The organism is Rhizobium changzhiense (assembly GCF_013087625.1).
GTDB classification, from domain to species: Bacteria; Pseudomonadota; Alphaproteobacteria; order Rhizobiales; family Rhizobiaceae; genus Rhizobium; species Rhizobium sophorae.
Genome location: NZ_JABFCQ010000001.1, coordinates 389,684 through 411,498, shown reverse-complemented (window position 1 = coordinate 411,498; position 21,815 = coordinate 389,684). Strand labels below are relative to the sequence as shown.

15 protein-coding genes are annotated in these 21,815 nt (G+C 61.2%); 4 read left to right on the top strand and 11 right to left on the bottom strand.

Annotated features, from left to right (window positions below):
• Window positions 1-49 precede the first annotated feature (49 nt).
• Entirely contained in the window at window positions 50-700 is a 651-nt protein-coding gene (locus G9X68_RS02035; RefSeq protein ID WP_171601067.1) for a glutathione S-transferase family protein, read from the top strand.
• Between the two features lie 52 nt (window positions 701-752).
• Here G9X68_RS02035 and G9X68_RS02030 read toward each other — a convergent pair whose 3' ends face one another.
• The gene (locus G9X68_RS02030; protein ID WP_171601065.1) at window positions 753-1,976 is read right to left on the bottom strand and encodes a cytochrome b/b6 domain-containing protein; all 1,224 of its coding nucleotides are present in this window, start codon (window positions 1,974-1,976) and stop codon (window positions 753-755) included.
• Window positions 1,977-2,057: 81 nt separating this feature from the next.
• Window positions 2,058-2,666: a YceI family protein gene (locus G9X68_RS02025; RefSeq protein ID WP_171601064.1), complete on the bottom strand. Its 609-nt coding sequence runs from the start codon at window positions 2,664-2,666 to the stop codon at window positions 2,058-2,060.
• Window positions 2,667-3,012: 346 nt separating this feature from the next.
• On the opposite strand from G9X68_RS02025, the gene G9X68_RS02020 reads away from it, so the two are divergent.
• The gene (locus G9X68_RS02020) at window positions 3,013-5,007 is read left to right on the top strand and encodes a PhoX family protein (RefSeq protein ID WP_171601063.1); all 1,995 of its coding nucleotides are present in this window, start codon (window positions 3,013-3,015) and stop codon (window positions 5,005-5,007) included.
• A gap of 183 nt (window positions 5,008-5,190) precedes the next feature.
• Here the strand turns inward: G9X68_RS02020 and G9X68_RS02015 are convergent, their stop codons facing one another.
• The 3 genes from G9X68_RS02015 to G9X68_RS32145 form a co-directional block, all read right to left on the bottom strand.
• On the bottom strand, window positions 5,191-7,500 hold the full coding sequence (locus G9X68_RS02015) for a PAS domain-containing sensor histidine kinase (protein ID WP_171601062.1): 2,310 nt from the start codon (window positions 7,498-7,500) through the stop codon (window positions 5,191-5,193).
• Window positions 7,501-7,692: 192 nt separating this feature from the next.
• Window positions 7,693-10,341 carry an aminopeptidase N gene (gene pepN, locus G9X68_RS02010; RefSeq protein WP_171601061.1) on the bottom strand — a complete coding sequence of 883 codons (2,649 nt, stop codon included), beginning with the start codon at window positions 10,339-10,341 and terminating at the stop codon, window positions 7,693-7,695.
• Window positions 10,342-10,528: 187 nt separating this feature from the next.
• Window positions 10,529-11,635 (bottom strand): methyl-accepting chemotaxis protein, encoded by a 1,107-nt coding sequence (locus G9X68_RS32145; RefSeq protein ID WP_171601060.1) that lies wholly within the window; start codon window positions 11,633-11,635, stop codon window positions 10,529-10,531.
• A gap of 345 nt (window positions 11,636-11,980) precedes the next feature.
• On the opposite strand from G9X68_RS32145, the gene G9X68_RS02000 reads away from it, so the two are divergent.
• Together G9X68_RS02000 and G9X68_RS01995 are read left to right on the top strand one after the other, a co-directional pair.
• Window positions 11,981-12,919 (top strand): DMT family transporter, encoded by a 939-nt coding sequence (locus G9X68_RS02000; RefSeq protein WP_171601059.1) that lies wholly within the window; start codon window positions 11,981-11,983, stop codon window positions 12,917-12,919.
• A 245-nt stretch (window positions 12,920-13,164) separates the two neighbouring features.
• A complete protein-coding gene (locus G9X68_RS01995) occupies window positions 13,165-14,067 on the top strand; it encodes a hypothetical protein (protein WP_171601058.1) in 903 nt (300 codons plus the stop codon).
• A gap of 91 nt (window positions 14,068-14,158) precedes the next feature.
• Here the strand turns inward: G9X68_RS01995 and G9X68_RS01990 are convergent, their stop codons facing one another.
• From G9X68_RS01990 to G9X68_RS01965, 6 genes are all read right to left on the bottom strand, one after another.
• Entirely contained in the window at window positions 14,159-14,317 is a 159-nt protein-coding gene (locus G9X68_RS01990) for a hypothetical protein (RefSeq protein WP_171376485.1), read from the bottom strand.
• 98 nt (window positions 14,318-14,415) lie between these two features.
• On the bottom strand, window positions 14,416-14,607 hold the full coding sequence (locus tag G9X68_RS01985) for a hypothetical protein (RefSeq protein WP_171601057.1): 192 nt from the start codon (window positions 14,605-14,607) through the stop codon (window positions 14,416-14,418).
• Between the two features lie 131 nt (window positions 14,608-14,738).
• Window positions 14,739-15,641, bottom strand: a complete 903-nt coding sequence (locus G9X68_RS01980; RefSeq protein ID WP_171601056.1) for a uracil-DNA glycosylase — start codon at window positions 15,639-15,641, stop codon at window positions 14,739-14,741.
• A gap of 68 nt (window positions 15,642-15,709) precedes the next feature.
• A complete protein-coding gene (locus tag G9X68_RS01975; RefSeq protein WP_171601055.1) occupies window positions 15,710-17,002 on the bottom strand; it encodes an Hsp70 family protein in 1,293 nt (430 codons plus the stop codon).
• Window positions 17,003-17,219: 217 nt separating this feature from the next.
• Window positions 17,220-20,336, bottom strand: coding sequence for an efflux RND transporter permease subunit (locus G9X68_RS01970; protein WP_171601054.1), 3,117 nt, complete (start codon window positions 20,334-20,336; stop codon window positions 17,220-17,222).
• A complete protein-coding gene (locus tag G9X68_RS01965; protein WP_171601053.1) occupies window positions 20,333-21,643 on the bottom strand; it encodes an efflux RND transporter periplasmic adaptor subunit in 1,311 nt (436 codons plus the stop codon). Before G9X68_RS01965 ends, G9X68_RS01970 begins: the two co-directional genes overlap by 4 nt.
• Window positions 21,644-21,815 lie beyond the last annotated feature (172 nt).

The window sequence follows — 21,815 nt, the reverse complement described above, 5'->3', positions numbered from 1 at the left end:
GATTCTCGTTTAGCCGACCGTCTTCAGGACAAAGCTATGGAGAACACCCATGACGATTACCATTACCGCCTTTGAACGATCGCCCGATCGCGGCAGAGGGCTGGCCCGCGACATGCGCGTTCGCTGGGCGCTCGAAGAAGTGGGTCAGCCTTACGACGTGCGTCTTGTATCGTTCAAAGAGATGAAGGAACCTGCGCATCTCGCGCTGCAGCCTTTCGGGCAGATCCCGACCTATGAAGAAGGCGATCTCGCTTTATTCGAGTCCGGCGCCATCGTCTTCCATATCGGCGAGCGCCATGCGGGCCTGCTGCCGGACGATGCGAATGCCCGGGCGCGCGCGATCGCATGGATGTTTGCCGCGCTCAACACGGTGGAACCGCCGATCTTCGACCGCGCCCTCGCCAGAATCCTCGAGCGCAACGAGCCTTGGTACGAGCAGCGCTTGCATGCCCTCGAGGTCAGCATCCGCAAACGGCTGGACGATCTTTCCCGTCGTCTTGGCGATGCCGACTGGCTCGACGGCGCGTTCAGCGCCGGCGACCTGCTGATGGTGACGGTGCTGCTCAGGCTGAAAGGATCGGATATATTGGACGACTATCCGAACCTCTCCGCCTATGTCGCCCGCAGCGAAGCGCGGCCGGCATACAAGCGTGCTTTCGCCGCTCAGCTGGCGGTTTTCACCGCCGCATGGACCACCTGAGATCACAGGTTGCTTTTTCTTCAAGGAACCGGGGCGCCAACGACTTTCCGGCTTAGCTCATTGGCCCGGACGGCGTCGCTTCGAGCTTGAAGGCTACGCGGATGACCTTGTCGAGCCATTCACCCTTTCCGTCATTCTGCAGGCCAAGTCCAAGGGCCAGACGATCCAGCTCCGCCGTGCCGGCAACGATGGCCCGTCCCGCCCCGTCGCGCTGCATCGTAAACGGGACCGACACAGGCACCGTCACACCGCGGACAAGGACATTGCCCTTGCCGACATAGGCCTCGCCCGCCGTTTCGAAATGGTCGAGCACAACCTCCAGCAGCGGATGGGTGGCCGTCTGCAGGCCGTCATCGCCGCCGATATTGGGCCTGACGAATGAATTATCGAAATCGATGGAGGCGGCGTCGATGACAATCCGCGCCTTGGCGGCGCCAAGATTGTCCGGATCGAATTCGATGAATGCGTCCCATTTTCCGATCGTGCCAGCAGTCGGCGTTCCGGAGAAATTGATCGTGTAGGTCAGTGCAGACTTCGTTTTATCGATCACCCAGCCGGATGGCGATGCTTCAGTCGATCCAAGGTCCGCAGCATTGACGGATGCAGTGCCGCCCGTTCTGGAGATCAACAGTCCGCCGCCGATAAAGCACAGTGCCAGCACGACGGAGACCAGCACGCCGATTGCGGAGGAGGGCATCCGGCGCAGCCAGCCGAAAGGTATCATTCGCGAAAAGGAGGGCATCCGGTCGATCACCGAATGCTTGAGCGCCCCGGCCACATGCAGAACCAGAAGCAACCCGAAACCATAGGCCAGAATGACATGCGCATTCTCGGACGCGGCCTCAACTGTTGCGCGCATCGAGGTTGGAATGGGCAGATGTGGCCAGACCAGGGTATCGGAAAGAAACAGAAGGGTGGGAATCCCTGTAGAGGACGCCGACACCAGCAGCCAGCCGGTCAAAGGCACGACCAGCATCAGCGCATAGAACAGCGCATGGACGATGCTGGCCGCGGCCCGTTCCGCCCATGTCATCGGCGCATGCGCGGGCGGCGTGTGGAACAGGCGCCAAGCGATGCGGGCGATCGTCAAGGTCAGGACCGCGATGCCGAACGTCTTGTGCCACTGAAACATCGCAAAACGCAGCGTATCTGGAACGCTCTCCACGCGGCTCATCAGAAAACCCATGGCAAGCTGGGTCAGGATGAGCGCAGCGATGAGCCAGTGCAGGATCATTGCACCCATACTGTAGGCCCGGACCGAATGTGTAGCTGACATGGGTGACTTCCAGTCGTCGCAATGGGAGCGCAAAACAGCCGGCGCAACCCGACGATGTCGGGCTGCACCGGCAACGAACACTTACTGAGCGACGAACTCGGTTTCGATCGTCAGCTTGACGTCGTCGCTGACAGGACCCACCAAAGCGGCGACACCGAAATCGGAGCGCTTGATCACTCCGGTTGCTGAAAAGCCGACGGTCGGCTTCTTGGACATCGGGTGCGGGTTGAGCGCCGCGTTCAGGGTAACGTCGAGCGTGACGGGCTTGGTGACGCCGTGGAACGTCAGATCACCGGTGACGGTTCCGGTCTTGCCGTCCTTGACGTTGATGGCCGTGGAAACGAAGGTGATCTCGCTGAATTTGGCCGCATCGAAGAACATCTCACCGGCAATCTCTGCATTAAAGCTCTTTTCGCTTGCCGGATAGTTTGTGCTGACCGAAGCCGGATCAATGGTTGCCGTCAGTTTGGACTTCGTAACGTCCGCAGGGTCGAGCTCGAGCGTCGCGGAAATCTTGTCGAAGCGGCCGATATAGTTGGAAAGGCCGAAATGGACGACGCTCCACAGAACGTTGGTGTGGGTCACATCCGCCTGATAGGTGCCAGCGGGAACATCGATCGTCTGCGCATATGCAGTGGAGGACGCAAGTGCCAGGACACCGGCAACAAAGGCGGACTTAATGGAAAACATTGATGATCCTTGAATTGTTTCGACAGCACATTGCGTGCAGCATTTCCCTAGCGGGCGCTCAGCCGTCGCGAAACAGCGACAAACTGTTCGACATTTGTTGACAATCGGTGGATGTACGGTAAGTCTCTGTTTAAAAACGACAAATTTGCGAGATAAAGAAGGAGCAATGAAAAGTGAGGACGGCGTGATCGTCGTTTTGCGGTGCTTTTCTGAGAGGACGGTGCTGCCTCAGCCTTGTGAGCCGCCTGCTCGACATTTCGATGCCTGTGTCGCACACCTGTAATAGTGTAACCTTAGGTTAGAAAGGCTCCAGACTTGGGGTAAATCTTAACTTGGAGGCGAGCCAATGAACGAGCATATTTCCCAGAAGATATTCCCGACGACGCAGCTTGAAGATGCCGATGGCGACGGCCACAACATGAGCGCCAATCCGACGATGGGCGAAATCATCGGCAAGCGCTTCTCGCGCCGCAATTTTCTGCAGGGCTCGCTTGCCGTTTCGGCGATTGCCGCAACTGTCAGCCCGATCGCGCTCATGAGCGCCGACGAGGCGCGCGCCGCTGACAACAAGGGCTCCGCCTTCAACTTCTCCGAAGTGGAGGCCGGCGTCGACGACAAGCATCACATTGCGGAAGGCTATAATGCCGATATCCTGCTGCGCTGGGGTGATGCCGTGCTACCGGGCGCTCCCGAGTTCGACCCGGCGAAGCAGACGGCCGATGCGCAGAGCAAGCAGTTCGGCTACAACAACGACTATGTCGGCTTCATTCCGCTCGAAGGTTCGTCCGAGCACGGCTTGCTCGTCGTCAACCACGAATATACGAACCCGCATCTGATGTTCCCCGGCCTCGTCCAGGTCGTCGACGGCAAGATCAAGCAAGGCCCGCTCAGCAAGGAGCAGGTGGATGTCGAGATGGCCGCTCATGGCGGCACCATCGTCGAGATCCGCAAGGCGGACGGCAAGTGGCAGGTCGTCGCCGACGGCAAATATAACCGCCGCATCACCGCCAACACGCCGATGGACATTTCCGGCCCGGCCGCCGGCAACGATCGCCTGAAGACCAGTGCGGACGCGACCGGCGCCCGTGCCATCGGCACGATCAACAACTGCGCCGGCGGCGTCACGCCCTGGGGCACCTACATCATGGCGGAAGAGAATTTCCACGGCTATTTCTCCGGCAATCTGCCGGAAGGCCACAAGGAAGCCGCCAATTACAAGCGTTACGGCGTGCCGGAAGGCGGCTACGAGTGGGCGAATTTCTACGACCGTTTCGATCTTTCCAAGGAGCCCAACGAGCCGAACCGTTTCGGCTGGATCGTCGAGGTCGACGTCATGGACCCGACCTCCACGCCGAAGAAGCGCACCGCACTCGGCCGCACCAAGCACGAAGGCGCTGAATCCATAGTCGCCAAGAACGGCAAGGTGGTCTTCTATCTCGGCGACGACGAGCGTTTCGACTATGTCTACAAGTTCGTGACCGACGCTACGTTCAACCCGAACGACCGCGCCGCCAACATGAACCTGCTCGACAGCGGCACGCTCCATGTCGCCAAGTTCAATGAGGACGGCACCATGCAGTGGCTGCCGCTGATCTTCGGCCAAGGCCCGCTGACGGCCGAGAACGGCTTCACCAGCCAGGCCGACGTGCTGATCGAATGTCGCCGCGCCGGCGACGCGCTCGGGGCTACCAAGATGGACCGCCCGGAGGACGTCCAGCCAAACAGCGTCAACGGCAAGGTCTACGTCATGCTGACCAACAATACCCGCCGCAAGGCCGACCAGGTGGACGCTGCCAACCCGCGCGCGGAGAACGCCTTCGGCCATATCATCGAGATCTCCGAAAGCGACGGCGACTTCACGGCCACCTCGGGCAAGTGGGAAGTGCTTCTGAAGTGCGGCGATCCGTCCGTTGCGGCCGTCGGCGCGACCTTCTCGACTGAAACGACCAAGAACGGCTGGTTCGGCATGCCCGACAACTGCGCCGTCGATTCCGCCGGTCGCCTTTGGGTGTCGACGGACGGCAACAACAATAAGGCCACCGGCCGCACCGACGGTCTGTGGGCCGTCGATACGGAAGGAGCGGCGCGTGCCACGTCGAAACTGTTCTTCCGCGTGCCGGTCGGCGCCGAAATGTGCGGCCCCCTCTTTACGCCGGATGACCAGACCGCCTTCGTCGCCGTGCAGCATCCCGGCGATGGCGGCGAGGACTGGCCGGGTCACGGCCGCCCGTCCTATTACGAGGACCTTTCCACCCGCTGGCCGGACTTCAAACCCGATATGCCGGTGCGGCCCGCGGTCGTCGCCATCACCAAGGCCGGCGGCGGCAAGATTGCCGTCTGACGGCATAAAACTCGGTCGAGCCCCAACTATGGGGCAGTGAGACTGCCAGGCAGCTGTGAAGACCAGTTAGGGGCCGGGATGAGCGCATCATCCGGCCCCCTTTTCAAGCGACGCGCGGGCGACTCGGGCGTGGTCGCAAGGTTTTCGAGTTAGATAACAGCGGTACTGGGTTATGTCCGACACCTAGATATCGTCGGGAATGCGCAGCGAGATCACGGTGCCGACCGCTTCGCGTGAGCGGATCTTCATGCGGCCGCCATGCAGCGAGGTCAGCGAGCGGGAGATGGCGAGCCCGAGGCCGGAGCCGCCCTTGCTCTTGGCATACTGGCTCTGCACCTGTTCGAAGGGCTGGCCGATCTTCGACAGCGCCGAGCGTGGAATGCCGATGCCGGTGTCGGCGATGGTGACGACGACGGCGCCATCGACGCGGCGGGTGCGCACGGCGATGCGGCCGCCATTGTCGGTGAACTTCACCGCATTGGAGAGCAGGTTGAGCAGCACTTGTTTCATCGCCCGGCGGTCGGCCATCAGCGTCAGGCCGGAGCAGATGCGCTGTTCGATGACGATGTTCTTTTCAGCCGCGGGCATGGCGGTGAAGCGCAGGCTTTCCTCGATCAGCGGCACAAGGTCGATGCGCTCGCAATGCAGCCTGACATGGCCGGCTTCGATCTTCGACATGTCGAGAATGTCGTTGATGACGTTGAGCAGATGTTTGCCGCTGTCATGGATATCGCGGGCATATTCGTCGTATTTCAGCGAGCCGAGCGGCCCGAACATCTGGTTCTGCAGGATTTCCGAGAAGCCGAGGATGGCGTTGAGCGGCGTGCGCAGCTCATGCGACATGTTGGCGAGGAATTCGGATTTCGCCTTGTTGGCGGCCTCGGCGCGTTCCTTCTCCGCCTGGTAGTTGGCGTTGGCCGTCGAGAGCTCGGCTTTCTGGCTCTCCAGCGTCTGGCGCGAGGCGGAAAGATCGCCGATCGTTGCCATCAGCCGGCGCTCGGATTCGCGCAGCCGCTCCTGATGGCGCTTCATCAGCGTGATGTCGGTTCCGACGGAGACCCTGCCACCGTCGCGGGTGCGCCGCTCGTTGATCTGTAGCCAGCGCTCGTCGGCGAGCTGCACCTCCGTCGTACGCGAATAGCCAGAGCCGTCGGCATCGGAAATCCGCCGCTCGATGACAGGCCGGGCGGCGGCGGCATTGACGGTCGAGCGCTCGGTGCCGGGCACGAGCACGCTGTCCGGCAGGCCATAGGCCTGCTGGAAATGCGTGTTGCACATGACGAGCCGATCGTTCTTGTCCCAGAGCACGAAGGCTTCCGAGGTGCATTCGATGGCGTCGGCCAGGCGCTGGTCGGCTTCTGCGTAGCGCTGGGCGAGCCGATGCTGTTCGGTCACGTCCATGGCGATGCCGATCAGGTGCATGCGGCCGGAATTGCTGCGGATCACCTGGGCACGCGCCCGCATCCAGACATAGTGGCCGCCGGCATGGCGCATGCGGAAGATCTGATCGACCTGGCCGGAAGCGCCCTTGCCGATGGCGCGCGCGATCTCGTAGAGCCCGCCGTCATCGGGATGCATCAGTCGGGCGGCTTCGCCGAAACCCATCGTCTTGTCAGAGCCCGGCAGACCTAGCATGTCGTACATCGAGCGCGACCAGAAGAATTCGCGGTTCTCGAAATCGAAGTCCCAGAGGCCGCAGCGGCCTCGCGACAGCGCCGTCTCGACGCGCAGGTTCGATTCCAGGAAGATGTCGTCGGCGTCGCGGGCGCGCTTTACCTGCGTGTAATAGGCATAGAGGATGACGAGCAGGATGGAGGAGATGCCGGCAAACAGCGTGACGTTGAGCGCCAGTTCCTCGCGCCAGAGCCGGTCGATCTCGTCGAGCGAGGTGGCGGCGACGATATAACCGCCGGCATTGCCCATCAGCGTGATCTCGGCATAGTGCGGCACGCCGCCGATCGTCGTTTCGATGACGCCGGCGCGATCGCCGAAGCGGCGGATCGCCGAGACCTCGGGGAAGAAATCACCGACATTGCTGCCCACATACGAAAGCCCGGCGGTGGTCGCGGCAAAAACCTTGCCGCTTGCCTGCACGAGCAACACGAAAGCACCGCTGTCCAGCCGGTCTTGCGGCAGGTATTTGGCGAGGCGGGCCTGCGCCCCGGTGATATCGCCGTTGTCGAAGATGCCTGCCGCATCGGCAAACACAGCAGAGGCGGTCGCCGCCGAAAGTGCGGTGGCATGGCGCGCCGAGGCCTCCAGCCGCCCGTATTCGCTCATCATGCCGAAGAAATGCGAGGCGGCAACGACGGAGAGGAAGGCGACGATCAGCGCCGGGATGGCCCGCTTCAAGACCAGCTCGGCCTTCGGCAGATAACGGAGAAGTGGTTCCGATGTCGCATGGCCGGAAAGGCTGTCGCGCCAGGCTTTGAGCCCGTCAAAATCGACACGCAGCCGTCCTTCGGCCACGGTTGCCCGCCGCACGTCCATCATCTCTTCGCCTTGTCCCTCATGTGATTCGCGCGCCGCTCGCTCGAACCTGACCTAGAGAATCATGGGTGATTCGCCTTGTCCAGAGGCAAAGGTAAAAATCCGTTAACTATTTATAATTTCGGGTTTTTCCAGGTGATTCGAGGTGCTGGGCGACCGGCCGCCGAATTTTTCCTAATGGCCGGTCGAATCAAATTACCCTTTAAGCGTGCGCTCGACGATATCGCGCACGTCGGTCGAAAGATCGGCGGCTCGTTCGATCTCGATCAGCGCCGAGCGGGCATGATCGGCACGCACGGATTCGAGCGAGCGCCAGGAGCGCATCGAGGTGAGGATGCGGGCGGCAAGCTGGGGGTTGCGCCTGTCGATATCGAGAATCTGATCCGCGAGGAAGCGGTAGCCTTCGCCGTCGGCGCGGCCGAATCCGGTAGGGTTGGCAAAGGCGAAGGTGCCGACCAGCGACCGCATCCGGTTCGGATTGGTTCGCTTGAAGAGCGGATCGTCCATCAGGGCGCGGACCCGTCCCAGGGTTTCGGCACCCGGAATGCCGGCCTGGATCGCGAACCATTTGTCGATGACGAGCGCATTTTCCGCGAAGCGGTCACGGAAGGTGGCGAGCGCCTCGTTTGTCTCCGCGCTGTTGGGAAATCGATGGGCGAGGATCGTCAGCGCATGGCTGAGATCGGTCATATTGTTGGCCGCATCGAAGGCGGCCTTGGCGCGGGCCGGCGTCTCTTCGGCATGCGAGAGGTAGGTGAGGGCGCTATTGCGCAGCGCCCGCAGGCCGGCGCTTTTCGCATCCGGGTTGAAATCGCCTGATGTCGTCATCGCTGCGTAGAGGCCGGCAAAGACATCCTTTCCGGCATCGGCGATCTGTTTCAGGACCGCCTGCCGGCCGGCATGGATGGCATCGGGATCGTTGTTGCCGCCGAGTTCTCGGGCGATATCGGATTCGCTCGGCAGAGCCAGCGCCTGGGCGCGGAAGGCGGGCTCGAGGCTCTCGTCGGCGGCCGCCGCAATCAGCGTCTCGACGAAGGTCGCCTCGCAGATGACAGGCTTTCCCTCGCGGGCGTCGCGGGCCGCTTTCAGCAGGTTCGGCAGCGCCAGATCGGTCAATGCCTGCCAGCGGGCGAAATGATCGGTCTCATGGCGGGCGAGACGGGCGAGGTCGTCCGGGCTCTGATCGAAATGCAGATTGATCGGTGCCGAGAAGCTGCGGTTGATCGAAACGACCGGCCGCGACCCAACACCATGGAACACGGCCGTCTGCGTGCGGCCTGTGAGATGCAGCACCTCGCCGGCATATTCCGCGCCGTCGACCGAGGTCGGCTCGATCTTGCCGCCGTTTTCGCCAAACAGCGCGAGGCTGAGCGGAATATGCATCGGCTCCTTGCTCGGTTGGCCGGGCGTTGCCGGGATCATCTGTTCCAGTGACAGGGTGAAGCTGCCGGCCGCCGCATCATAGCTGCCCGACGCGGTGACGAGTGGCGTGCCGGCCTGATGGTACCAGAGCGAAAATTGTGTGAGGTCGCGTCCGCTTGCATCCTCGAAGCATTTGACGAAATCTTCGATCGTCACGGCCTCACCGTCATGGCGGTCGAAATAGAGGTCCATGCCTTTCTTGAAGCCGTCCTTGCCGAGCAGCGTCGCGATCATGCGCGTGACTTCGCTGCCCTTTTCGTAGACGGTCGTCGTGTAGAAATTATTGATCTCACGATATGTCGTCGGCCGCACCGGATGGGCGAGCGGGCCGCCGTCCTCCGGGAACTGCTCCGATTTCAGGTGGCGCACTTCGGCGATGCGCTTGACGGCGCGCGAACGCTGGTCGGAAGAGAATTCGTGGTCGCGATAGACCGTCAGCCCTTCCTTGAGGCACAGCTGGAACCAGTCGCGGCAGGTGATGCGGTTGCCGGTCCAGTTGTGGAAATATTCATGCGCGATGATCGTCTCGATATTGGCATAGTCGGCATCGGTGGCGATCTCCGGATCGGCAAGCACGTATTTGTCGTTGAAGACGTTGAGGCCCTTGTTCTCCATCGCGCCCATGTTGAAATCGGAGACGGCGACGATCATGAAGATATCGAGATCGTATTCGCGGCCGAACCTTTCTTCGTCCCACTTCATCGAGCGTTTCAGCGCGTCCATGGCGTAGGCTGCGCGCGGCTCCTTGCCGTGCTCGACATAGATCTTCAGCACCACCTCACGGCCGGACATGGTCGTGAACGTGTCTTCGACGGCGCCGAGATCGCCGGCGACGAGCGCAAAGAGATAGCTCGGCTTCGGATGCGGATCGAACCAGGCTGCGAAATGTTTGCCGGGGCCGTAGCCGGCGCCGCCGAGGAAGTTGCCGTTCGACAAAAGCAGCGGGTTGGCGTCCTTGTCGGCGATGATGTTGACCGTGAATGGCGCAAGCACGTCCGGCCGGTCGGGGAAATAGGTGATGCGGCGGAAACCCTCCGCCTCGCACTGTGTGCAGTAGATGCCGCCGGTGCGGTAAAGGCCCATCAGCTTGGTGTTGGCCTCAGGGTTGATGACGGTAGTGATCGTCAGTTCGAAGGGCGCGCTCTCCGGCAGGTCGCGCACCGTCAGGCTTTCCGGTGTTGCGTCGTAATGCGAATGGTCCAGTTCCACCTGGTCGAACAGCAGCCCCGTCAGCGTCAGTTCGTCGCCGTCGAGAACGATCGGCGCTGCCGGATCGGCGCCCGGGCGACGATGAAAGATCAGACGCGCCTCGACCTTTGTCTCCGTCGGGTCGAGTTCGAAGGTCAGGTCCACACGTTCCAGCACGAAGTCGGTGGGACGGTAATCTGCCAGATGAATGACCTGGCCGGTATCTGTTCGCATGGTGTTTCCTGAAGACCGTTATTTGATAATCGCGAATACAGAGGCGGGCGCACTCTGCCATAAATTTTGCCGGGGATGATTACATTAAAGTCTGAACTAAACTTAAAGCAAATTGCCCGCGAACACCAAGTTCGCGGGCAAAATATCTTATTGGCAACGGATGAACACGGCAGCGGGGAGAGGGGCGCTACTTCAGGTTGAGAGCAGCCTTGATCGTCGCGTCGTTTTCCGTCTGCTGCACGACGACGCCGTACCAGCCGAGCCCGTCGTAATCCTCGTAGCCGAGAGTGCGCGCGAAGGCTACGATCGAGCCATTATTATCGTAGTAGCTGCCTTTCGCCTGACCGGACGGATTGGCGAGGGCGAAATGGGAAAAGAGCAGGGTGGGATTGGTGGTGGCAATGACCCGGCTCTTGCCGTCGAGCAGCATGACCGTCGTTCTTTCCGCCAGCTGCGGCGGCAGGTTGGCCTCTTTCTCGACGATCGCTTGGCCCTGGTTTTGCCAGTCGAAATAGACGCCGAGCGTGCCGATCTGCCGCCCGTCGAGCTTGCCCTCTTCGCGGATGCCTGTGGCGTAAACGAGCGCATGCCTGGCGTCGTGCAGCGGGCTCGCTTTGACGTCGTCGACGATATAAGCGTCACCGGAGGAGCAGGCCGACGCCGCGCGGAACCACGGATCGCCGGCAAGGCTCGTGCCGACGATCTTGCGCTGGAACTTGGGATTGGCGGATGCGATCACCTTGCCCGAGAGATCGGTCATGACGAGATCGAGATAGACGGTGTAGAAGCGGTTGATGGCGCCGAGACGCTCCGCCGCAAAGGCGACGGTTTCCTGACTCGGGTTCTGCAGCGCCTGCCAGAGCGCCGGATCCGTCGCCCACCAGCGTACATCGGCCGTGCGTTCGAAAAGGTTGCGGACGATGAGCTGTACCAGTGTCTGCGCCAGATCGGTCAGGCGAACGCCCTCCATCTCCTCGACCAGCGAATCGGCCATGGCGCGGCTGAGGCCGATGCGGCCAAGCACGTTGCTTTCGAACCTGCCGGTGATGTCGGTCGCGATCTGCGCCAGCCGCTGCACCTCGTTGGCAACGACCGCAAAGCCCTTTCCGGTCTCGCCGGCTCTGGCCGCTTCGATCAGCGCATTGATCGCCAGCAGTTTGATCTGCTTGACGATATGGGTGTTGTCAGCGCTGAAGCGCTCGAGGTCGGTGCTGATACCGTCGGTGACGACGCGCATGGAGCGCGGTGTCGCATTCTGCGACTGGGCAATGGTTTCGGCGCTAAGCGGCTTCATCAAATGGATCCTGGAAGGAACGGGCAATTGTTTGTGTGGTGAAGAAAATTTCGAGATCAGCGATAAAAACGATGCTTGCCTATGGTTTTCAATTGGTTAACGGCTAGCCCCGAGAGATGAACATTTTCGGGGTGAATGGCTCAAAACGGGAAATTTCAGAGCGGTGGCGCATAAGCAGCACGGTTGAGCCTGCCACTGACGGCGTTTTTGTGATTCTCTCAAGTTGCTTGCGGTTTTTTCGCCAATCGGGCTTTTCTTTCGCTACGATGGAAGGCGTCACCTGCTGCGTTCCCGAGTCGAACGCGTCTCCCCGTTCCGGTTAAGTCAGTATCAAGAGCCAGGATCATGCACTCGGTTCTCAGAAACCCGATGAGAGGCATTGCGCTGAAAGTCTCGTCGGTCGTGGTCTTCCTGGCCATGCAGACCTTCATCAAGCTGGCGGGCTCGGACATCCCGCCGGGTCAGGTCACCTTCTGCAGGTCGTTCTTCGCGCTTTTCCCGATCATGGCCTATCTGGCCTATAACAGGCAGTTGCGGGCCGCCTTCTACACGGCCAATCCAATCGGTCACCTGAAGCGCGGCACGATCGGCATCTTGTCGATGGCTTTCGGTTTTTACGGCCTGCTGCATCTGCCGCTGCCGGAGGCGATCGCGCTCGGCTACGCGTTGCCGCTCGTCGCTGTCATCTTCGCTGCCGTTTTTCTCGGTGAGACCGTGCGCATCTATCGCTGGAGCGCCGTCCTGGTCGGCATCGTCGGCGTCGCCATCGTTTCCTGGCCGAAACTCACGCTGTTTCGCGACGGCGGCATGGAAGCAGAACAGGCCGTCGGCGCGCTCTGCGTGCTGCTCTCGGCCGTTCTCGGCGGCATGGCGATGATCCAGGTGCGCCGCCTCGTCGAGGAAGAGAAGACGGCGACGATCGTGCTGTATTTCTCGATCACCGCCTCGGTGTTCTCGCTGGCTTCTCTTCCCTTCGGCTGGCTCATCCTGGCATGGCCGGCGGCGCTTTATCTGATCGCCGCCGGTTTCTGCGGCGGCGTCGCGCAGATCCTGCTGACGGAAAGTTACCGCCATGCCGACGTCTCCACAATCGCGCCGTTCGAATATACCTCGATCCTGCTCGGCGGCATCGTCGCCTACTTCGTCTTCGGCGACGTGCCGAGCGTGACCATGCTGATCGGCACCGTCATCGTCATCGCCGCCGGCATCTTCATCATTTATCGCGAGCATCAGCTGGGCATCGAGCAGAGAGAGGCGCGCAAGGCCACGACGCCGCAAGCCTGACGCCCGTAAGCGCATGTTATCAAGGTTTTAACGCGGGGATTGCGGTGGCTTGAAACTTGCGCGCAGAGAGTGAAAAGAATGGTGAATTCTTGGGATACCGCCGGTCTGCGGAATATGATTGTTGAACATGAGAGAGTATCATTTATTCCAAGCTGTGCATGTCTGAATGGCCGCTGATGCCGGAGGAGCTCTCGGGTGTCGTTGCTCCGAACGCTGGCCGGCGAGCGGAGGTGGAGAAAAGCATAATGGCATTCACAGCGGAGCAATTGGTAGGGAACTCTTCCTTTCTGATGAGCATTCGCTTTTTGGCCGGGCAGATGCGCGGCATGTTCGATGCCGGCCCGCGGCTGGCGCGACTGCTCGCCTCCCATCAACGCTGGCTTCTGACCCAGACTGCCTATGCCCTCCACCTGGAATATGATCCGCGCGACCCGACATCGGGTTTCACTGCCGTCCGGCTGACCGGGCGTATCACCGCAAACAAGGTGGCGAGCCGCAACACCGTGCTCGCCTTCATCGAAGAACTCTATACCTATCGCTTCATAACCCACACGCCCGGCGACGAGCGGCGGCGGCCACGTCATTTCGAACCGGCCGACGTCAGCCATCAGGGAATGTTTGCCTGGATTCACTCCAATCTCGCTGCGCTCGACCTGCTCGACGGCGGTCTAAGAGCAGCCTTTTTCCAAGCAAATCCATCAATGATGCGGCTCATTCAGCCGCGTATTGCCCGCCATTGCCTCGAAGATGCCGCCTGGCGCGAACCGCCGGAGCAGGTGGCGCTGTTCCTCTGGACGGAAGCCGGCGGTCTCGTCGTCGACAACTTCATCGCCCGGATGGACGTGGCCCCGATGGATATGGCCCGGATGGATATGGAAAGCAGAGAGCCGGGACGGCTGTCCGTCGGCCGCGTCGAAACCCGCGCGCTCGCTGCCGATTTCATGATGTCGCGCACCCATCTGCAGCGGCTGCTGGCAAAGGCGGCGCAGCGCGGCTGCGTCGGCTGGCATGACGAGCCGCGCAAGACGCACCTTTGGATATCGCGGGATTTCGTCGAGGAATATTGCGCCTGGCAGGCGGTCAAGTTCGCCTATGTCGACGAAGCCTTCGAATGGGCAAAGGCCCAGATCGAGGAAATGGCCGTTTGACCAGAGCACTTCCAGCAAAAGTGCGCAGCGGTTTTGCGTCCGGAATGCGCGAAAACAAAGAGATAGAGCATTTCCATGACTCGGAAATGTTCTAGAGAACGATCGAGGCAGCGCCTGCGCCAATGCGCGTGCCGACATCGGCCGGCTTGACCGAAAGCTCGCGCTCATATTCCCGCGCGGCGCAGACCGCGACGCGGATGTGCTCGAAGGTTTCGATGTTGCGCAGAAGCGATATCAGGATCGTCGACATGTTGGGGTACTCTTGATACGAAGGGCAGGCGAGGCGCTTGCCGCGCTGCGTGTCTTTTTAAGGCGCGCAAAGGACGCCGCGAGACGTTGAATTCCTGCTCAATATTGCTGGAAGTCCGAAAAAATCGCGTTCGGGCGCGCCGTGCGGCTGTTGATGCCGGTGCCGCGTGCAATCATCTGTTCGTTCGTGGCAAAGCCGAAACGGCTGTAGCCTTGAGTTGAACGAATCTGGTCGCCGGCGAGGCGAAGGGTTTCAAACCCGCTATGGATAGGACGAAAACGCTTGTTCATGGCCTTGGTTCCTGTGATTCCTCCCAAGACACAGCTGATATTGCGATGCAGCATAGATTCCGCAATGCATCACGGCGGGATACAGCCATGCGAAAAACGCATAGATTGATTCACAAATTATTCAACTTTGGCTAATTTCTAAGCAAAGAGAGGGACTTAAGCTTCGCCTGAAAAGCCAGCAGGTCATTCCAGGCCAGCCGCTTGTTTACAGGTGCGGTTAACAGATCCTGCGGATGCAGGCTGGCTATGGCAGGAATGACACAGTCCGCAGCGGCAATCTCCTTCCAACGGCCGCGCAACCCGTGAATCGTATCGTTTTCGCCGAAGAAGAAGCGCGCCGAAAAATTGCCGAGCAGCAGGATCGCCTTCGGTTCGGCAAGCGCGATCTGCCGCTCGATGAAGGGTCGGCAGATATCCATTTCCGCCGCCGAGGGCGCACGATTGCCAGGTGGTCGCCAGGGGATGACCTGCGTCAACAGAACGCCCGAGCGCGTCAGCCCGATCGCCGCCAGCATCTTGTCGAACAGCTGACCGGATTTTCCCGAGAAGGGCATGCCCTCGCGATCGTCTTCGGCGCTCGGCGCCGAGCCGATCACCATGATCCCGCTCTCGGCATCGCCGCTGGCAAAGATAGTCGAGCGGGCGCTGTGCTTGAGGTTGCAGCCGTTGAAGGCTTCGATCGCGGTCTTGAGCTCGACGAGCGATCGCGCGGTTTCGGCGACGAAGCGCGCCTGCTGCACCGCCTCGCCATCCGGGATTGCCGGTTGCGGACCGGAGGCCGCGCGTTCGGCAGGTACTGGGCGTGTCGCTGCATTCGGGCGCACCGGTGTCTGACCTGGGGCAGGGCGTTCCCCAGCGGCGGCGCGTTGCTGCTGCGCTTGTGCCGCCGGCGGGCGGCGGGCGGCCTTCATCGCTTCGAACTCGGCGAAGCGGTCGATCGCCTCTTCCTCCAGCAGCCATTCCACGCCGGCATCGGCATGGAAATGCAGAAGCGCCGCGAGCTCGGCTGGGGAAAGGTCGTTGGCGGAGATCATGCGGCAAGCTTAGCGGAGTGACTCAGGCATTGAAAGGGCAGCCGGCAGATTGCCCGCCCTCGTTTGCTCTATTGCACAGTCCATTGCGCGATGTCGTCGCGTTCGCCGATCAGCGCCAGGCCATGGGCGATCGACAGCAGTTCGCCGCCGCTTTCGATCCGGTCGCGCTCGAAGCGTTCGGTAAAGATGCGGCGCACCGCCGGCACGAAGGAGGTGCCGCCGGTCAGAAACACCTTGTCGATCTCCGCAGGCTTCGTCTCGGTCTTGTCGAGCACGTCATCGAGCGCGCCTTCGATGCGGGCGAGATCATCGGCGATCCAGCCTTCGAAGTCGCTCCGCTTGATGCTGCGATGTCCGCCGCGACCAAGCGGCGCGAAATCGAAAGGCGCTTCCTCGGATGCCGAGAGTGCCATCTTCGTCGCCGACACCGCCTGATAGAGCGGGTAGCCCTCGTCATGGTCGATGAGGTCGATGAAGATTTCGAGTTTTTCCGGTTCCAGGCTGGTGCGCACCAGCTTCTTCAGATCCTCGAATTCGCGCGTCGTCTTGAAGATCGACAGCTGGTTCCAGCGGCCGAAGCTGGAATAGTAGTTGGACGGCACTTCGAGGATCTTGTCGAAGCTTTTGAAATGGCTGCCCTTGCCGATCAGCGGCGCGACGATGTTGTCGATCATCCTGTAGTCGAAATGATCGCCGGCCACGCCGACGCCGGAATGGCCGATCGGCGTTGCCGTCAGCTTGCCGGCGACGGTCTCGAAGCGGACCAGCGAATAGTCGGTGGTACCGCCGCCGAAATCGGCGACCAGCACGGTGGCATCCTGCTTCAGGTTCTGCGCGAAGTAGAAGGCGGCAGCGACCGGCTCGTAGACATAGTGGATTTCGGGAAAGCCGAAGCGCGACAGCGCTTCATTGTAGCGCTCGGTCGCCAGCGCCGGATCGGGACTGGCGCCGGCAAAATGCACTGGCCGGCCGGTGACGATGCGGCTGACATCCGAAGGCCAGTGGTCGCCGGCATAGTTGCGCAGGCGCCTGACGAAAATCTCCATCAGATCTTCGAAATTATGCCGCTTGGCGAAAATCAGCGTGCCCTGGAACAGCGCGCTTGCGGCAAAGGTCTTGATCGACTGCAGAAAGCGACATTCGCCGGGATTGTCGATGAATTGGCGGATCGCCGCATGGCCTGCTTCCACCTTCAGCACTGAGGCGCCGAGCTGGGCATCCTTCATGAAGGAAAGCGCCGTGCGCATGCTGTCTGCCGTACCCGCCGTGCTCGTGAACGCCATCGAGCGTGTCGCCCCACCATCCGCCATGGCGAGAACCGTATTCGTCGTGCCGAAGTCGAAACCCAGCGCCTGAGCCATGCCCGCACCTCTTCATGCCGATTGTTATTGGAGACGGAGCATCGCTCCGCGGGGGCGTGCGAACGCCCGGATCAAGGAGGGCGGGTGATGCCACAGAGGCGTGACACATTCAAGAGGAGCGGACGTTGATGTGATCGCGGGCGCACTTCTTCTCCCGGTTGGAAGAAGAAGTGCGCCGCAAGGGTCAATCGGCAATGCCGAACTTAGAGGGCCGTCATCACTCGGCAGCCATTGCCCTTGCCTCCTGTACCTCCGACTCCTCGACCTTCTTGTGGCCGATGAGGCGGCCGAGGAAATTGCCGAAGCGGTCCATCTCGACGAAGATGACCGGGGTGATGAAGAGCGTCAGCATCTGCGAGACGATCAGGCCGCCGACGACGGCGATGCCGAGCGGCTGGCGCAGTTCCGAACTTGCGCCGGTGCCGAGCGCGATCGGCAAGGCGCCGAGCAGGGCGCAGAAGGTCGTCATCATGATCGGCCGGAAGCGTCGCACGCAGGCCTCGTGGATCGCCACCGTCGCCTTTTCGCCGGTCGTGCGCATGGTCTCCACCGCCACGTCGATCATCATGATCGCGTTCTTCTTGACGATGCCGATCAGCATCAACAGGCCGATAAGGGCGATGATCGACAGGTCGAAACCCATGATATCAAGCGCCAGCAGCGCACCGAATGCCGCCGCAGGCAGGCCGGAGAGAATGGTGAGCGGATGGATGAAGCTCTCGTAGAGCACGCCGAGCACGACATAGATGGTCAGCACCGCCGCCAGGATGAGGTATGGCGTATTGCCCTGAGACTGCTCGAAGATCTGCGCTGTACCGCCATAGGAGGTGAAGACGTCGGCCGGCATGCTCATTTCCGTCTTGATCTGGTCGATTGCCGCGGTCGCGTCGCTGAGCGAGACGCCTTCCGGCAGGTTGAAGGAAACGGTGGTCGAGACCAGCTGGCCCGTCTGGTTGATTGTCACAGGGCCGACCGTGCGCTCGACATGCGCGAAGTTGGAAAGCGGCACGAGGCTGCCATTGGCCGAGGCGACACGGATCTCCGAGAGCTTCTGGTCATCCCAGGGTTTGCTGGTGTCATATTCGACGATGACGTCGTAGCTGTCGCCGGTCGACTGGATTTCCGCCGCTGCATATCCGCTGAAGGATTCTTGCAGCGTCGTGCGCAGCGTATCGTTGTCGATCCCGTAGGCGGCTGCCCGCTCGGTATCGATGACGATATTGGCCTGCAGCGCGTTGTTCTGGGCGTCCGAGGTCACGTCGGTGAACAGCCGATCCTTGCGCATAGCCGCCTGGATCTTGCCGGCCCAGAGGTTGGTCTGATCAGCACTCAGCGCCTGCACCACCAGTTGATATTGGCTGGCAGTCTGGCGGCCGCCGAAGCGCAGGCTCTGGTTCGGCGTCACGAAGGCCTGCAATCCGGGGATCTTGTTGATCGCCGTGCGCAGTTCGCGCAACGTCTGGTCAAGCGGCGGACGTTCCTTCTTGTCCTTGAGTTCGACGAACATCGAGCCGTTGTTCTGCGGTTTGTTCGGGTTGCCGCCGATCGTCGACATCACATGGTTGACCGCCGGGTTCGCCTTGACGACGGCTGCCGCCTGCTGCTGCAGCGCCGCCATGGCGGAATAGGAAATGTCCTGCCGGGCCTGCGTGCTGATCGTCAGGCGGCCGATATCCTCCTGTGGGAAGAAGCTCGTCGGCAGCGTCATGAAGAAATAGATCGTCAGTGCGACCGAGGCGAGGAAAACGCCGAGGATCGTGGGGCGGTGGCGAAGGCACCAGCCGACAGCCCTGTCATAGCCGCGCAGCGTCCGTTCGAAGCCGGCATCGAAGATGCGGATGATGAGCGGCGGGCGGCTCTGGTGGTTGGACAGACGCGAGGCGAGCATCGGCGTCACGGTCAGCGAGACGATTGCCGAGGAGATGATCGCAATCGCAACCACCATGCCGAATTCGTTGAACACGCGGCCGACAACGCCGCCCATCAGCAGGATCGGGATGAAGACCGCGATCAACGAAACTGACATGGAAATGATGGTGTAGCTGACTTCGCCCGCACCCTTGATCGCCGCTTCTCGCACCGGCATGCCTTCCTCGACATGGCGCAGAATGTTCTCGAGCATGACTATGGCGTCATCCACCACGAGCCCCACCGCGAGCGTCAGCCCGAGCAGCGAGATGTTGTCGATACTGTAGCCCAGCACATACATCATGCCGAAGGTCGAGATCAGCGACAGCGGAACGGCAAGCCCGGGAATGATCGTTGCGGTCGCATGGCCGGTAAAGAGGTAGATGACGAGAACGACGAGGCCGATCGTGAGCAGCAGCGTGAACTTCACATCGGAGATGGCATCGCGAATCGGCTTTGCGGCGTCATTCATGACGACCGTGTTGACGGAGGGCGGGATTTCGGCGTGAAGCTGCGGCAGCTTGGCATTGATCGCATCGACGACATCGACCGTATTGGCATCCGGCTGACGCTGGATGGCAAGGATGATGCCGCGCTGGCCGTCGTACCAGCTGCCGGTATATTGGTTCTCAACACTGTCCTGCACATCGGCAATATCGCCGAGGTGGATCGGCGCGCCGTTCGGATTGGCAATGACGAGCGAACGGAATTGTTCGGCGCTGGTGCGCTGCGTATTCGCCGTGATGGTCATGCTCTGCGAATTGTTCTGCAGCGTTCCCACAGGCTGCTGGCTGTTGGCGGCAGCAAGCGCCTTGTTCACGGTGTCGATGCCGATGCCGCGGGTCAAAAGCTTGTTGGGATCGACCTCGACGCGCACGGCATAGGTCTGCGCACCGTAGACGCTGACCTGGGCAACGCCGGGAAGCGTCGAAAGCGACGGCGAGATGATGTTCTCGGCGATGTCGTCAAGCTTGCTGCGCGGCATGGTGTTGCTCTGCACCGAGAGCAGCATGACAGGCGCATCGGCCGGGTTCGTCTTGCGATAACTCGGCGGCGTCGTCAGATTGTCGGGCAGTTGCCGGGTGGCATGCGAAATCGCGGCCTGCACGTCGGCTGCGGCCGCATCGATATTACGACTGAGGTCGAACTGCAGCACGATGCTGGTGCTGCCGAGCGAACTGGAGGCGCTGATTTCGGTGATCCCGGGAATGGTCTCGAACTGCTTGATCAGCGGCGTCGAAACCGAGGTCGCCATCGTCTGCGGCGAGGCACCGCTCAACTGCGCCGAAACGTTGATGGTGGGAAAGTCGACCTGCGGTAGCGCTGCGACGGGTACGAGCTGATAACCGGCAAGACCGGCCAGAATGACGCCGATCGCAAGCAGCGTCGTCGCGACGGGGCGCTGGATACAGAAATTCGGGATCATTGCTGAGCTCCCACCGCGATTGTCTCGGAGGGCTGCTGTTGCCGAGGCTCTTCGGCGGAGGCGACATCAAGCGCCTTTTCGTCGAACTGCTCGTTGATCGCCTGCTGGTCGCTGAGCTGCCCCTGGCCCTCGACGACGACGTGATCGCCTGCCTGAAGACCCGATTCTATGGCGGTGAAGCCGCCATTTGCGCGGGCAATGGTGACGGGCGTCAGATGCGATTTGCCGTCCTTGGCGACGAAGGCGAAGAAGCCCTCCGGGCCGGGGCTGACGGCAACCGTTGGCACCACCACCTGCTGTTCGTCATTGTTGAAATGCACGACGATGTTGACCGACTGGCCGGGCCAGAGAGCGCCGGAGGCATTCTCGAATTTCGCCTTGGCGAGGATCGTGCCCGAGGCCGTATCGACCGTGTTGTCGTAGAAGCTGATCTCGCCTTTCCGGACTTGCCCCTTGGTGGAATTGGGGGCGGTGCTGACCTCGACCGGACCGCTTGCCAGAGCGCTCTTCAGCTCCCGCAGATAGCGTTCCTGCAGGTGGAATTTGACATAGATCGGATCGTATTTCGCAATGGTGACGATTGCCGCCCCCGCACTGAGAAAAGCGCCCTTGCTGACGGCGATATCGCCGAGCCGGCCGTCGAACGGAGCGCGGATATCGGTGTGCTCGAGCAAGATCTGATCGGAGGCAAGCGACGCCTTGTCGGCATCGACCGTGGCCGCAGCGGTATCGCGGGCGGCGACCGCCTGGTCGAGGCTCTGCTGGGTGCCGGCCTTCTGGTTGAAGAGGTCCTGCGCGCGCGTCAATGCGGTCTCGGCTTCCGAAAGGGTTGCCGCGTCGCGCACGATCATCGCATTGTCCTTGTCGACGGTGGCCTTGGCTGTCCGGTCGTCCAGCTTGGCGATCAGGTCGCCGGCTTTCACCGTCGCCCCATCCTGCGCATCGACGCTGACGATCAGGCCCTGTTCCTGTGCGGCAATGGTCGTATTGTCATCGGCATCGGCCCAGCCGGTCGCCGTCACATCCATCGGCAGCGTCGTTTTCGCGGCTGCGACGGTCTTGACGACGGTCGGGCCGCCACCGCCCCGTCTGCGCCCGCCGCCCTGATGTTGGCCCCCATCCTGCCCCTGATTGCCCTGCCCCTGATCGGCCTGCGCCTGCTGCCCGCCGCCATTGCCGCCGGCCGGCTGCTTGATGAACTGCGAAAGGTAGGGAATTCGGGAGGCATAAGGGATCAGATTCCCGAATTGCCAGACGCCGATGGCGGCAATTGCGATAACGCTGACGGTGATCCAAAATTTCTTCATGGGCGAGAACCGGTCTTGAGCAAGGTTGCAAATTTTATGCTCTGATTGAGCTGCTTATATTGCGGCGCAAAAAAGACATAATTCCCGGTGCGCGATCACTAAGTGGTTATAACGGCTTAAAATTTTGTAATGAATATTCCGTAATATTCAAACTATACTAATATGGAGCCAG

What these genes read in the sequence shown, in the direction of transcription:
- G9X68_RS02035 (WP_171601067.1), top strand. Translation starts at nt 50, where the DNA reads ATGACGATTACCATTACCGCCTTTGAACGATCGCCCGATCGCGGCAGA.
- G9X68_RS02030 (WP_171601065.1), bottom strand. Translation starts at nt 1,976, where the DNA reads ATGTCAGCTACACATTCGGTCCGGGCCTACAGTATGGGTGCAATGATC.
- G9X68_RS02025 (WP_171601064.1), bottom strand. Translation starts at nt 2,666, where the DNA reads ATGTTTTCCATTAAGTCCGCCTTTGTTGCCGGTGTCCTGGCACTTGCG.
- G9X68_RS02020 (WP_171601063.1), top strand. Translation starts at nt 3,013, where the DNA reads ATGAACGAGCATATTTCCCAGAAGATATTCCCGACGACGCAGCTTGAA.
- G9X68_RS02015 (WP_171601062.1), bottom strand. Translation starts at nt 7,500, where the DNA reads ATGATGGACGTGCGGCGGGCAACCGTGGCCGAAGGACGGCTGCGTGTC.
- pepN (WP_171601061.1), bottom strand. Translation starts at nt 10,341, where the DNA reads ATGCGAACAGATACCGGCCAGGTCATTCATCTGGCAGATTACCGTCCC.
- G9X68_RS32145 (WP_171601060.1), bottom strand. Translation starts at nt 11,635, where the DNA reads ATGAAGCCGCTTAGCGCCGAAACCATTGCCCAGTCGCAGAATGCGACA.
- G9X68_RS02000 (WP_171601059.1), top strand. Translation starts at nt 11,981, where the DNA reads ATGCACTCGGTTCTCAGAAACCCGATGAGAGGCATTGCGCTGAAAGTC.
- G9X68_RS01995 (WP_171601058.1), top strand. Translation starts at nt 13,165, where the DNA reads ATGGCATTCACAGCGGAGCAATTGGTAGGGAACTCTTCCTTTCTGATG.
- G9X68_RS01990 (WP_171376485.1), bottom strand. Translation starts at nt 14,317, where the DNA reads ATGTCGACGATCCTGATATCGCTTCTGCGCAACATCGAAACCTTCGAG.
- G9X68_RS01985 (WP_171601057.1), bottom strand. Translation starts at nt 14,607, where the DNA reads ATGAACAAGCGTTTTCGTCCTATCCATAGCGGGTTTGAAACCCTTCGC.
- G9X68_RS01980 (WP_171601056.1), bottom strand. Translation starts at nt 15,641, where the DNA reads ATGATCTCCGCCAACGACCTTTCCCCAGCCGAGCTCGCGGCGCTTCTG.
- G9X68_RS01975 (WP_171601055.1), bottom strand. Translation starts at nt 17,002, where the DNA reads ATGGCTCAGGCGCTGGGTTTCGACTTCGGCACGACGAATACGGTTCTC.
- G9X68_RS01970 (WP_171601054.1), bottom strand. Translation starts at nt 20,336, where the DNA reads ATGATCCCGAATTTCTGTATCCAGCGCCCCGTCGCGACGACGCTGCTT.
- G9X68_RS01965 (WP_171601053.1), bottom strand. Translation starts at nt 21,643, where the DNA reads ATGAAGAAATTTTGGATCACCGTCAGCGTTATCGCAATTGCCGCCATC.